This window comes from Flavobacterium sp. DSR3-2, from assembly GCF_049896525.1.
Taxonomy (GTDB): domain Bacteria; phylum Bacteroidota; class Bacteroidia; order Flavobacteriales; family Flavobacteriaceae; genus Flavobacterium.
Genome location: NZ_JAFCUM010000013.1, coordinates 66,950 through 80,882 on the forward strand (window position 1 = coordinate 66,950; position 13,933 = coordinate 80,882).

At 34.7% G+C, this 13,933-nt stretch carries 8 protein-coding genes and 3 tRNA genes; 6 read left to right on the forward strand and 5 right to left on the reverse strand.

Going from position 1 to position 13,933, the window contains the following annotated elements:
* Positions 1-101 precede the first annotated feature (101 nt).
* Together ACP7AV_RS14255 and ACP7AV_RS14260 are read right to left on the reverse strand one after the other, a co-directional pair.
* Positions 102-1,682, reverse strand: coding sequence for an OmpP1/FadL family transporter (locus ACP7AV_RS14255; protein WP_426092517.1), 1,581 nt, complete (start codon positions 1,680-1,682; stop codon positions 102-104).
* 47 nt (positions 1,683-1,729) lie between these two features.
* Positions 1,730-2,746 carry a hypothetical protein gene (locus ACP7AV_RS14260; RefSeq protein ID WP_426092518.1) on the reverse strand — a complete coding sequence of 339 codons (1,017 nt, stop codon included), beginning with the start codon at positions 2,744-2,746 and terminating at the stop codon, positions 1,730-1,732.
* 100 nt (positions 2,747-2,846) lie between these two features.
* Between ACP7AV_RS14260 and proS the strand changes: the two genes are divergently transcribed.
* From proS to rpsT, 5 genes are all read left to right on the forward strand, one after another.
* Positions 2,847-4,325, forward strand: a complete 1,479-nt coding sequence (proS, locus tag ACP7AV_RS14265; RefSeq protein WP_426092519.1) for a proline--tRNA ligase — start codon at positions 2,847-2,849, stop codon at positions 4,323-4,325.
* Between the two features lie 78 nt (positions 4,326-4,403).
* Positions 4,404-4,475 (forward strand) — tRNA-Glu (locus ACP7AV_RS14270).
* 47 nt (positions 4,476-4,522) lie between these two features.
* Positions 4,523-4,594 (forward strand) — tRNA-Glu (locus ACP7AV_RS14275).
* Positions 4,595-4,635: 41 nt separating this feature from the next.
* Positions 4,636-4,707: transfer RNA gene (locus tag ACP7AV_RS14280), tRNA-Glu, on the forward strand.
* A gap of 33 nt (positions 4,708-4,740) precedes the next feature.
* Complete coding sequence (rpsT, locus tag ACP7AV_RS14285) at positions 4,741-4,992, forward strand: 30S ribosomal protein S20 (RefSeq protein WP_426092520.1); 252 nt, start codon at positions 4,741-4,743, stop codon at positions 4,990-4,992.
* Between the two features lie 69 nt (positions 4,993-5,061).
* Here rpsT and ACP7AV_RS14290 read toward each other — a convergent pair whose 3' ends face one another.
* Together ACP7AV_RS14290 and ACP7AV_RS14295 are read right to left on the reverse strand one after the other, a co-directional pair.
* Positions 5,062-5,472, reverse strand: a complete 411-nt coding sequence (locus ACP7AV_RS14290; protein WP_426092521.1) for a response regulator — start codon at positions 5,470-5,472, stop codon at positions 5,062-5,064.
* On the reverse strand, positions 5,472-7,187 hold the full coding sequence (locus tag ACP7AV_RS14295; protein WP_426092522.1) for a PAS domain-containing sensor histidine kinase: 1,716 nt from the start codon (positions 7,185-7,187) through the stop codon (positions 5,472-5,474). The genes ACP7AV_RS14290 and ACP7AV_RS14295 overlap by 1 nt, the downstream gene beginning before the upstream one ends.
* A 172-nt stretch (positions 7,188-7,359) precedes the next feature.
* Here ACP7AV_RS14295 and typA point away from each other — a divergent pair, with 172 nt between their 5' ends.
* Entirely contained in the window at positions 7,360-9,156 is a 1,797-nt protein-coding gene (typA, locus tag ACP7AV_RS14300) for a translational GTPase TypA (RefSeq protein ID WP_426064638.1), read from the forward strand.
* A gap of 191 nt (positions 9,157-9,347) precedes the next feature.
* Here the strand turns inward: typA and ACP7AV_RS14305 are convergent, their stop codons facing one another.
* A complete protein-coding gene (locus ACP7AV_RS14305) occupies positions 9,348-13,835 on the reverse strand; it encodes a T9SS type B sorting domain-containing protein (RefSeq protein ID WP_426092524.1) in 4,488 nt (1,495 codons plus the stop codon).
* Between the last annotated feature and the right edge of the window lie 98 nt (positions 13,836-13,933).

Below are 13,933 nucleotides of genomic sequence, written 5' to 3' on the forward strand. Positions count from 1 at the left end.
ATCTCTTGAAAAAAATCGGGAGGATTTTCACTTCCATCAGGGCTAAAAAAAATCCGTTTCATAATCACGAAACGGATTCTAAATTTTATTTTTTGATGTGATTACAATTCAAACAAAAGCGACAACGACACATTGTTATTAATGGCGTCTATGTTTGCTCCGTCAGTAAATCCTTGGTTGAAAAATCCTTGCTGAAAATTTCTTTTTGCATACGAATAGGCTAAATCTACTTTGGTTGAACCAAAACTGTATCCTAAACCTGCTGAATAACCAGTCAAATCACCTATAGTTACGGCATTTTTATAAGGACTTTGCTCGTAACGATATCCTGCTCTTAAACTCAAAGCCTCAATTTTATATTCGGCACCTATTCTTAATTCGCCTGTAGTGTCCAGCATCGAATCCAGATCGCTATTTAATCCATTAAAATACGCATCATTTTTCGGTTTGAATTTAGTGTTGCTGTAATCTTTCATTGCATAATCGATACTAATTAATCCTGTTTTTCCAAAAATATAAGCGAAACTTCCGGTTACCTTGCTGGGTGTTTGTAATTTGTAAGCTTCGTAAACATTAATGATTTGAGGGTCTACAACATCGGATGGTAATTCTTCACCCGAATTGCTGCTGACAGCAACAAGACTTTGTGATAACTCATCATTCAGGGTGTACCAAGTTGAAGATTCATACGCCAATCCCAGACGCACCTCATTCGTCAATTTTGCTATGACTCCTACTTGAAACGAGAAACCTGTTCCGTAAGTTTTTAAATCATTGTTAAATTGTATTCGTTTTACTTTGTAATTGGAATCCAACGGATTGTTGTTGTCTTCGTAAAAACCGGATGATCTTTGATAATCTGTAAAATGGGAATTTAAGTTTAATCCTATGTATAATTTATCTTTAAAAGAAGTGGCTGCGTTGAAAGATAATTTTCCGTTATAGCCAGTGCTATAAACCGAATTTTCTTGATAATAATTTCCTCCGGTCGGAACATTTGATGAATAAGGCGAATTTTCATTATTTTCATCAACTGCATTTATGACAAAGGCTTGGTAACCCAAAAATGCCTGTTGGGCATCAAAACCGCTTAACCTAGGAAATTGGCTGTTGGGCAAATTTCTTCCTAAAAAGGAGTATAAATCAGATATGGATTCTCCCGATTCTCTATTTACAAACTGTTGCGGAACTGGCGTTCCATTATTCCCGTTATTGGCATAACTCAAAAAATAATTAGCTATCGAATTGTTTGGATTGGTTCCTGCAGAATATAATCCATTGTCAAAATTATTGGTATTTTCATAGTTGACACCTAATGAAACTTTTTTCCAATTGCCGTTATTACCTCTGTTGTTAAACACAAAAACAGCTCCAGCTTGATTCAAATCAAAAGAATTTGTTTTTTCGGATGTTGTATTACCAAAGTAATTCGAGTTGTTTTTAGTGTCGTTATTACTCAGCGTAATCCCCATTTGGTTATTTGAAAAAATTGCGGAACCTGCAGGATTAACATTTATGGAAGATAAATCGCCTCCAAGTGCTCCAAAAGCACCACTCATAGCTCTAAACCGAGCAGTTCCGTTCAAATTGTCCTGCGAATAACGCATCGCATCCGAGATTTCTTGTGATTGTGCAATATTTGCAGTCAAGCCCAATGCTAGTAAGAATATATATTTTTTCATGTATTTCAAATTTTTTAATTTTACACTATAAAAGTAGAGAAATTAAATTATCCTCTACCGCCTCGACCACCAGAAGATCTTCCGCCACCGCCAGAATTACTTGATCTGGAACTACTATTCGAGCTTGGAGTATACGATCTCGAATTGTTATCATTTCTTGCAGCAGGCGTGTATGATCTGGAAGGAGCATTACTTTCGTTCCGAGCATTAGTAGTAGTGCCTCTTCTGCCTGGATTGTAATTAGAATTATTTTGTGATTGTACTTGGTTTCTGGAAAAAGTCGGACTTGTTCTATTCAATCGACCGGAAGAACCTCTTCCAAAATCAGTAGCGTTATTTCCTCTATACTCTGAGTTTACAGCTCTTCTATTGATTGTAGTGCTTTGTGTTCTGTTGTAGTTCCCAGAATTTCGATTACTGTTTACTGAATTTGCGTACGAAGATCCTCTACGACCTGGATTGTGAGAGTAAGCGCTGTTGTTGTTATAATTTGAATATCCCCAGTTGTTTCCATACAAATTATTCCAACCCCAATTGTTTCCGTAGAAATTATTCCATCCCCAGTTATTCCAACCAAAACCAACGTTCATACCCCAGCCAAAACCACCGTTAAAACCCCAATTGTTTCCATACCAATTGTTCATACCCCAACCGTATCCGCCATTCCATCCCCAATTATTTCCGTACCAATTATTCATTGCCCATCCGGTATCGTAAATATTGACATTTACAGTTTGAGGATTACTGCCCCAACCGGGATAATTGGGATTATTGTTTTGTAACGTATCATTCTCTAAACTGTAATCATTATAATTATCAACATCTGTAAAGATTTCAACAGGTTGATTGGTGTTTTGTAATGACCCAAAGTAATCCTTATAATGATTGTTTGGTGCATTTTGCGTCTCAGTCACAATGGCTCTATTTCCGGTATTACCATAAATTCCGTCAGAATCATAGTAAGAACTGTTTTGGTAAGAGCCACAAGATGCCAATAAGAGGCTCAAAAATCCAACAATATAGTAAATTGAAGTATTTTGGAAAGAAAGAGTACTAGTTTTCATATATGTGGAGTTTTTATTGTTGTACACTACAAAAATAGTTAGTTTTGCTGAACTATTTATTTTAAATCAATAATGCAAAATTTGTGCCAAACTATTCAATATGGGTAAGAACTTAACTACAAGAGCAGAAGATTATTCAAAATGGTATAACGAGTTGGTTGTCAAAGCCGATTTAGCCGAAAATTCAGGAGTCAGAGGTTGTATGGTTATAAAACCTTACGGTTATGCGATATGGGAAAAAATGCAAGCGGAGTTGGATCGAATGTTTAAAGAAACCGGGCATCAAAATGCTTATTTTCCTTTATTTGTTCCAAAAAGCATGTTTGAAGCTGAAGAAAAAAATGCGGAAGGGTTTGCAAAAGAATGTGCAATCGTTACTCATTATAGATTAAAAAATGATCCTGACAGACCGGGGAAATTAATGGTGGATCCAAATGCTAAATTAGAAGAGGAATTAATCGTTCGTCCTACAAGTGAGGCCATTATCTGGTCAACGTACAAAGGTTGGGTGCAATCGTATAGAGATTTGCCTTTGTTGATTAATCAATGGGCAAATGTGGTACGCTGGGAAATGAGAACACGATTGTTCTTGCGAACAGCAGAGTTTTTGTGGCAAGAAGGACATACCGCTCATGCAACTAAAATGGAGGCTGTTGAAGAATCAGAAAAAATGATGAATGTATATGCTGATTTTGCTCAGAATTTCATGGCAATTCCAGTTATCAAAGGAATAAAAACAGAAACCGAACGGTTTGCGGGAGCGGAGGAAACCTATTGTATCGAAGCTTTGATGCAAGATGGTAAAGCATTGCAAGCGGGAACTTCACATTTCTTAGGTCAGAATTTTGCGAAAGCGTTTGATGTGAAATTTGCCAATGTCGAAGGGAAGCAAGAATATGTATGGGGAACATCTTGGGGTGTTTCAACTCGTTTGATGGGCGCTCTGGTAATGACGCATTCAGATGATCAGGGATTGGTATTGCCCCCTAATTTGGCGCCGATTCAAGTAGTAATTGTTCCTATATATAAAACAGACGAACAACTAGAAGCCATTACGGTCGAAGTAGAGGTTTTGGTAAAAGCATTTAAGAAATTAAATATTTCTGTGAAATACGACGATAGAACAACACAAAAACCAGGTTTTAAATTTGCAGAATGGGAATTAAAAGGTGTTCCTGTAAGAATTGCGGTAGGTCCAAAAGATTTAGAAAATGGAACTTTCGAGGTGGCAAGAAGAGATACGTTGACAAAAGAAGTGGTTTCTAAAGATGGAATTACGAATTACATCAGTGATTTGTTAGAGCAAATTCAAAAAGAATTGTTCGAAAAGGCATTAAATTATAGAAATACGCACATCACTGAAGTAAATAGTTTTGAAGAGTTTAAAGAAGTTTTAGACACTAAAGGGGGTTTTGTATCAGCACATTGGGATGGAACTGCAGCTACTGAAGAGAAGATTAAAGACCTGACTAAAGCTACTATCAGATGCATTCCTTTGGATAGAGTAGAAGAGACGGGAAGCTGTGTCTTTACAGGGGAAAGTTCAATTGGAAGAGTGTTGTTTGCGAAGGCGTATTAAAAAAAAATAATTTTTTTTGCATCTACTATTGTACGTTTCAAAAATAGTTGTATTTTTGCATCCGCATTAGAGAAGCAGGGCCCGTTCGTCTATCGGTCAGGACGCATGGTTTTCATCCATGTAAGAGCGGTTCGATTCCGCTACGGGCTACTATTTTTATTGCATGTTAAAGTATTCCTGAACTTAGAAGGAAGTTTGGCCCGTTCGTCTATCGGTTAGGACGCATGGTTTTCATCCATGTAAGAGCGGTTCGATTCCGCTACGGGCTACAAATTTCAATATTTTGATTGATAAAAACTTAGGGGATAATGGTCCGTTCGTCTAGGGGTTAGGACGCCAAGATTTCGTCTTGGTAACAGGGGTTCGATTCCCTTACGGACTACAAAAAAATAGTAAAAGATAAAAAAGCAATAAAATGGCAAATCATAAATCAGCTCTAAAGAGAATCAGAAGTAACGAAAAGAGAAGAGTATTAAACAGATACCAACACAAAACTACTCGTAATGCCATAAAAGCACTAAGAATAGCAACTGATAAAATTGATGCTACATCTAAATTATCAAGTGTAATTTCTATGATTGATAAATTAGCGAAGAACAATATCATTCATGATAATAAAGCTTCTAATTTAAAATCTAAATTAACGAAACTTGTTGCTAAATTGTAATCAATACAATGTTTAATATATAGAAAAAGCTCTCATTTACGAGGGCTTTTTTTATGTGTTATATTTTTTTTATTTTAATTTATTCTTTAAATATTCGAGCATGGACTGACTGATGGGTTTTGATAAAAAGTCAATTACCATTGGATATTGTTTCGATTTTTCCAAGTCCTCAGGATCAATTGTAGAAGAAAGAACAACCACTTTTATAGTGCTGAATTCTGAAAATTCTTGGCTATTAAAATGATCCAGAAATTCCCAACCCCCCATTACAGGCATGTTTAAATCCAAAAAAATTAATTGTGGATGTGGGATTGGCTTGTTTTTATTGTTGGTGTTTTTTATCGTATTGAAGTAACTAAGCGCTTCTTCGCCATTTTGTGATGTGATAATTTCATTGGAAAATGAAGATTTAGTAATTACTTTTTTGCAAAGCATAAGTGTTATGGGATCATCATCAACGCATAAAATTTGATCTAACATTATTGTTTGTTTTTAAATGTTAATGTAAAAGTAGTCCCTTGGTTAACTTCACTTTCTATATCGATAGTTCCATCCATAGTTTCGACCTGTGATTTTACTAAATACAATCCCAGTCCTTTGCTGTCTGGGTAATTGTGAAAACGTTGGTAAAGCCCAAAAACTTTATCTTTATTTCGAACTAAGTCGATTCCTATCCCATTGTCTTTAAAAGTTAAAACAACAGTATCATCAATTTGGTCAGTGGTAATAGTTATTTTTAGTTTTCTATTTTCCGATTTGTATTTGATGGAATTCGTTAAAAGGTTTAATACTATGCTTTCTAAGTAAGCTTTATTGATATTTATTATTGAAACTTTTTCAAAATCGAGTTTAATGATTGGTCTGTACAATTCAATTTGGAAATTAAGTTGACTAAAAACATTTTCAAATATTTCTTTTATCAACACCGCTTCTTTTTTGATGGAAGGATTATCTTTTATAATGATTACTTTAACAAGATCGTTGATGGTGTCGTTTAATAAATGAGTAGATTTATTAAAACCGCTTAAAATTTCCTTCAATTCTTGGTTTTCAATAGGAATATCTTCAATTAAGTTTAGTAGTCCCGTTAAATTTGATAATGGAGCTCTTAGGTTGTGCGAAGTAATGTAGGAGAACTGCTTTAAGTCTTTATTGTTCTGTGTCAGTTCTCTTATAAGCTGTTCTTTTTCCTTTTCTTGCTTTTTTTCTTCAGTGATATCTCTTTGAATGGAAATCCAGTGGGAAAGCTCGTTGTCAGAATTGTAAATAGGGATCATAGAAAGGCGCACCCAGTATTCATCTTTATTTTTAGTGTAGCTGATTGTTTCTATTAAGCATTCTTCTTTATTTTTAATTGCTTTTAAAAGCTTTTCAAGCGCATTAACATTAGAGTTTGGGCTGTTGAAAAGATCGGGAGATTTTCCAATGATCTCATCAGATTCGTATCCTGACATGATTGAAAAAGCGGGGTTAACATAAATAATGTTGGGGATTTTTGCATCAAAAGAATCGGCCTCGGTAATGATTATGGAATCTTTAGATTGAGTAATAACGGTCTCTAATAATTTAAGTCTTTGTTCTTCCTCTTTTTGTTTGGTGATGTCTTGTATCGCCCCAATCATTCTGATTGCTTTTCCGTTTTCATCTTTCAATAAAAAACCTCTGTCTAAAACATATTTATAAGAATTGTCAGAACATCTGAAGCGGTATTGATCCTGCCATTTTTCGGTTTTTTGTTCAATAAAGGAATACAGTTTGATAGACATTTTGATGCTGTCTTCGGGGTGAATTTTATCAAACCACCATGTTGAATTATTGCCAACTTCTTCTGGTTTGTAGCCAAAAACATTTTCGATTCCTTTGTTCCAAGAAAAGTTGTCGTCCTGTATTTTCCAGTCCCAAATCGTATCACTGGTTGCTTTTGCTACGATATCGTATTTTTCATTTGACTCCTTAATTTCGGTATTCGACTTTTTAATTTTTTCAAATGTGGCTATGTTTCGATTGTCGTTTTTCGAGAGGACAAGTTTGAAAATTATTCCGGTGAAGAGTATAAATAATAGGTCTGTAGTAAAGGTGTAAAGCGGAAGTTTTTCATTGGAAATATATTGTAGTAGTAATTTATGACTAACAACAGCTACAAAGATTGAAATAAGAATGTAGATGATGATTACTTGATTGGTTTTGCTTTTCATTACTCAAATATAAATAATTATTGCCGAATTATTAAACATCAATGGGAACTTATTTTTCAAGGTTTTTTTAAGTTCTGTTTTTGTGTCTAATAGGTTAACAATATGTAAACTATTGTATAAATATTTTTTATATCAAAATAAAGTGTACCTTTGCACCCATTAAAAATCACAGATGGAATCTATTAGAAACATTGCAATTATTGCCCACGTCGATCACGGTAAAACAACTTTGGTTGATAAAATTATGTATCACTGTCAGTTATTTCGTGACAACGAAAACACAGGTGACTTAATCCTTGATAACAACGACTTAGAGCGTGAAAGAGGTATTACTATTACTTCTAAAAATGTTTCTGTAGTATACAAAGGAACAAAAATCAACATTATCGATACTCCTGGTCACGCCGATTTTGGTGGTGAGGTAGAGCGTGTTTTGAACATGGCTGATGGCGTTTGTCTACTAGTAGATGCTTTTGAAGGACCTATGCCACAAACACGTTTTGTATTACAAAAAGCGTTAGACCTTGGTTTAAAACCATGCGTTGTTATTAATAAAGTTGATAAAGAAAACTGTACGCCTGAAGAAGTTCATGAAAAAGTTTTTGACTTAATGTTTGAGTTAGGAGCAGAAGAATGGCAGTTGGATTTTCCAACGGTTTACGGTTCGGCTAAAAATAATTGGATGTCTGATCATTGGGAAAACGTAACTGATAATGTGGAAGCGTTATTAGACATGGTTATTGCTAATGTACCAGCTCCTAAAGTATCTGAAGGAACTCCTCAAATGTTGATCACTTCATTAGACTTTTCAGCATTTACTGGTCGTATCGCCATTGGTCGTTTAGAAAGAGGTGTGTTAAGAGAAGGAATGCCAATATCTTTGTGCAAAAGAGATGGTGTTATAATGAAATCACGTATTAAAGAATTACACACTTTTGAAGGACTTGGTCGTAAAAAAGTTCAAGAAGTAATTGCTGGAGATATATGCGCAATTATCGGAGTTGAAGGTTTTGAAATTGGTGATACAATCGCTGATTTTGAAAATCCGGAAGCCTTACAAACAATTACTATTGATGAGCCAACAATGAGTATGTTGTTTACCATCAATGACTCTCCTTTCTTTGGAAAAGAAGGTAAATTTGTAACTTCTCGTCATATTAGAGACAGGTTGAATAAGGAATTGGAAAAAAACTTAGCGATGAAATTGGGTGAAACTGATTCAGCAGATAAGTTTATGGTTTTTGGTCGTGGAGTACTTCACTTGTCAGTTCTTATTGAAACAATGAGAAGAGAAGGATATGAATTGCAAATTGGTCAACCACAAGTTATTATTAAAGAAATTGATGGTAAAAAATGTGAGCCAATTGAGGAATTAACAATTGACTTACCAGAAAATCTTTCAGGAAGAGCGGTGGAGTTTGTTTCTTTCCGTAAAGGAGAAATGTTGAGTATGGAAACTAAAGGTGAGCGTATGATTATAAAATTCAATATTCCATCACGTGGAATTATCGGATTGCGTAACCTATTGCTTACTGCTACTGCTGGTGAGGCAATTATGGCACACCGTTTTATAGGATATGAGCCTTACAAAGGAGAAATTTCTGGACGTAACAAAGGTTCATTGATTTCTATGGAAAAAGGAAAAGCGATTCCTTATTCTATCGATAAGTTGCAAGATCGTGGTAGATTCTTCGTTAATCCTAATGATGAAATTTATGAAGGTCAAGTAATTGGAGAAAACTCCCGTAGCGATGATATGTGCGTGAACGTGACGAAAGAGAAAAAACAATCAAATGTTCGTTCTTCTGGAAATGATGATAAAGCTAGAATTATTCCTCCGGTTATTTTCTCTCTTGAGGAAGCATTAGAGTACATTCAAAAAGATGAATATGTTGAGGTAACTCCAAAATCTATTCGTTTGAGAAAAATATATCTGACAGAAACCGATAGAAAAAGATTTAAAATCTAATTTTATTTTTTATAAAGCTTAAAAGCCATTCGTTGATTCGAATGGCTTTTTTTATGGTTTCTAATTTCGCACTTTGCTGTTCTTGACTCAAATAAGCGTTAGAGATAATTTATTAATGTTGGTGAATATCAGAATTTATTGGAAAAAACATGCTCAGAAGGTTAATTTATGAGATATTTTTTTTTATTCTGTTATCTCTTTAAACTAAAATGGCCTTTAGCTTCTCTTCCGTCATCTAATTTTATGGCGTACCAATAATCATCAGAGGGTAAAGGCTGTCCGGTAAACGTACCGTCCCAACCTTGACTGCTGGCCGTAATTTGTTTTAGCAACTTGCCGTACCGGTCATAAATATAGATAGTAGAATTTGCATTAAAATTAGCATTTACTCCTTTTACATTCCAATAATCATTTTGGCCGTCTCCATTTGGAGTGAAAAATTTAGGTACGCCAATTAAGGCTATTTTTTGGCTCACTGTTCCACAACCATTTTTATCATTGATGTATACTTCATGTATTCCAGCAGCTATATTATCAAAGAAATTAGAATCTTGAAAAGGTCCAAACGGTGAATCAATACTGTATTCATACTCTCCTTGTCCACTTACCGTAACTGTCACCGTATTGGTTTCGGACAAATCTGTGATAGCAATATTTGTAATTTTCGCAACATCTGAAGCGGTTACTTTTATGTTTCTTATTCTGCTGCAGCCGGCAAGAGTTCTGACTTCTACAGCATAATTCCCCTCTTGATTTACATCCAAAGTATAACTTGTCTGATTCGGCAGAATGTTATTATCCCTTGACCATATGTAGGTATAATCGGTGGTTGGTGAACCGTCTTGAATGCCAGCATCGATTTTTACAAAAAAAGTAGGAAGGTTAGAGCAAACTAATTTATTTTCTTTCAAATCTTCATTTGTATCAATATTTGGTTTTGGATTGACGATTAACGTAACTCTTGGACTCAAACCATAACAGGCATTATTAGCAGTGCTTTCTACTCGAACCCATATTTTTTGTTGATTTGGATAGCCTTCATTTCTGTAGTTTGAAGTACTTGTTATCTCATAATTTTCGGATAAAGCATCAGCTTCATTTTTATAAAATTTAATCGAATAAGAAGAACTTGAAGGTGGAAGAGTAGCTGAAATATCAGTAGTTACACTACTAAAATCAAAGGTTGCGATGCCATCCGTATCGTCATTAACTGATCCCAAGTCGTCGCATATAGAAAACGACCGAGTGAATGAAGCTGGAATTTGGGTAGTAGATACCACCAATGTTATTTGAGCGACACTGATGCAGCCATTATTATTTTCTACTCTTGCCCAAACTGGCATGCTTCCTGAAACTTTATTTCTAAAAGCTAATGAATTGGTAATTAATTTAGTGGAATCTGTATTTTCAGCTCCGGCAAGGGAGGTGTAATAAGTGAATGTTTCCGACGGTGCATTAGAAGAAATCGCATCATTTTTCACGGTTAAATTAAAATCAGAGAAACCATCTGTGTCATCATCACATTGTACAATTGTGACAGCATTGACTACCGGTAAAGTATAAATTGTCAAAGTAGTTTCGGAAGAAATCAAGCCACATGAATTTCCAATTTTATCCAGTTTCACTCTGTATTTATAACCATTCATTGCATTGGTAACTTTTATCAATGTTAAAGTTTTTGTTGTTGCATTCTGATATTTTGCATTATTCAGAATATTATTCCAAGTTGTTCCGTCAGTTGACAATTGCCACTGATACGTATTTCCACCATTATCAAGGACTGTGATTGTGGTATTTTCTAACTCACAGGTTGGACTTGCCTGAGGTTGAGCGGAGATTACTATTGGCGCAGCAATTACGTAATTGTTATTTGGGATCATGTAGCCTACACCGCTTGTAACTCTCCCTTTAGTATTTACCATTATGGGGTTATTGCCTAATAATCCATTAGCATCGGGGTCACTAAAACCGGCTTCAATAACATCAAAACAGAGATCATTATCACTATCCAAATCGATGTAATTTAAAGTGCCATCCAAATCGGTGTCAGAAATGGTATACTTTAGTTTGCCGCTATCTAGACTCGTTTCAAGTCCGTCAAATAAACCATTCGTACCAAAAGCAGCAGTTGAGCCATCAATAATTCCATCGTTATTAGCATCGATAACCATACCGCCAGATTCAGTTAAATCAAAAATTCCGTCATTGTCACTGTCTAAGTCTAATATATCATACACAACTGGAAAAGGATTAAAAACATCATCGTCAGTGTTAATTCGGATTAATCCAGGTTCAAAAGCGTTATCCAGACCATTTTTATTGGCATCAATTCCAGAAAAAACTTTAAAGCCTTTGCCTTGTGCTTCAATGGTATCAGGAATTCCGTCATTATCACTGTCAATATCCAATATATCTGGAATTGTGTCTAAATCCGAATCAAAAGTTTGTGTACGATTAATCATGAAAATAGCTTTGTTTACTGTTACGTCAGAAAGATTAGTATGAGACAGAGTAACTGAATTAGTGAGATAAGATGAAAATTGAAAGCTTCCTAAGCCAGGAGCTAATGGAGTGGTGCTTTTTAATCTGAAACGGATTTCGAAAGATGAATATTCAGTTACACCGCTTTCAAAAATTCCGTCATAGTTAGTATCCACTAGTAACTGATTTTGCGGATCTGTCAAAGTAATTGTTTTATCGGCAGGAACTTTTAATACAAAATCACCTTCAGCATTTAAATATTCAGAAATATTAGTAGTTTGGTTTGGATTATCCTGCGATATATAATTAATGCTAATACTTTCTGTTTTTATTAGATTTAAGGTATATGATACAGAATTTATTATTCCAGCTGGAACTGCAGATACAAATCCATATAATGGTTTTCCGATAATCGTTCCGCTTCCCGTAATGGTAGCATTATAATCTGGGCTTAAGGTGGTATTCGACTGGCTTAGCAGCGAAATATTGGCTTCAGAATTATTTATGATTCCATCATTGTCCAAGTCGACGTCAATGTTGTTATTGGTACCGTCATTGTCTGAATCTAATGGGCAAGCGCTAACCGGAATTTTATCTGAAAATATAGGGTCGGTATTAGGGCAATTTGTAATACTTCCTTTTACTTGGTAATATCCCGGTTGTGTGGGTTTATATGAATTTGAATTTGCGTCGTTAATTAGATTATCATTGAAATACCACTGAAAAGTATCATACGAAGATAAAGTACTAATTTTCAAAATAACATTGGGTATACACGCGGAGTTCGCTACAGCAATTTTATCTGTAACAATTTCTGGTTTAGTGTCAAATCCGGAATAATAGCCCCCATAAGTTGCAGCGCCATTTGTACCAAAGTAAGAAACATACACTTGCCTCGTAGATTTAACTGTAATATTTCCTGCCAAATTAAAAAGGGTATATCTCACATAATTCGTATTTCCTGTTACTGGAACAGCAACGCTATTGATCGGGTTGTTATTTATGGTTACTGTAGCACCTGTTTCAGTAACAATATTCAATCCGCCATTATATAATACATTGCCAATCGATTCAATGGATGGAATATTATCCACAATGCTGGGTGTACTACAATTTAAAGGTGGAACAAAAAATAAATTTTGATTGGCGGGAGAATTACTTCCCGCAATACTTTGATACGCAAATATATTTTCTGATGATTTTACATAAAGATTCCCATTAACAAATTGGTTTCCATCAATAGCCACATAATCACCGGGATTATTTAACGTTATAAAAGGTGTGGTATTGTCATTCAAATATATAGTGGTAAGTGGTTTATTTGCAATCAACAAAACACGTTCTAACTCCATATTCAGTCCCGCACCAAGCCCTTTTACAAAAATATATTCTTTTCCTGTTTTTTCAAAAGGGACAATTTGGTCAAATCCAACGTCTCTTCCTGCAGGAAAGCCTTGAAGATTAAGCAATGTGCTATTGCTCCCTCCAAAGGAACCTGAATTAACCACTACTGGTTTGTCTGATTCCACTAAAGCACCAATCATTTTAGAACTATTGGAAACAGAATTGTTGTAGTTTTCAAGTGCTATAACATAACTTTCATTTTTGTTTAAAATAACTTCTATTGGTCCAGTAACAGAGGTGCCATTAGAAAGTCTAGTTCCGATTTCAATATTCGAGATCGTGACTTTTGTACCATTTTCTGTAGCTAAAATCGATGCAAAGTTCAATACACTAGTATCGAAAAGTGGATTTAACATTGCACCTAACCTGAAATTTTTACCTAATGCACTGTTCCCTTTTGACACCAGTCCTCCCGCATGAACATAAGTACCTGTTTGACTGAGGCCTGCATTAACACGAACACTTACATAAATTAAATCTTCAGCTTCAACTATAAATCCTTTATTTGTTACAATGCCAATACTACTCTTTGGAGTAAACAATTGTGTGTCTTGACCTTGTCCTATAAAATAAATATAAGGTGTGTTATTTTTTACAACATCCGTAACAATAGTTGCTCCATTTGCAATAATTTTAAAATTTACATTTGTGCTGCTTGGTGTAGAAATATATAAATAATGATCCCCTGCTAAATTTGTAGCACAGGTCAATGGCGGTATGTAATGTGTTTTGCTAAATTGAGCAAAGCAACTTATTGATAAAAAAATACATAAAATAAGTAAAGTTTTTTTCATGTGTTAAAAATAGCGAAATTTATATTATCTTTTTAATGAAAAATGACCTTTAAATTTTAGTTAAATTATCATTTGTTTAAAAGTATTTTTTAATAAAA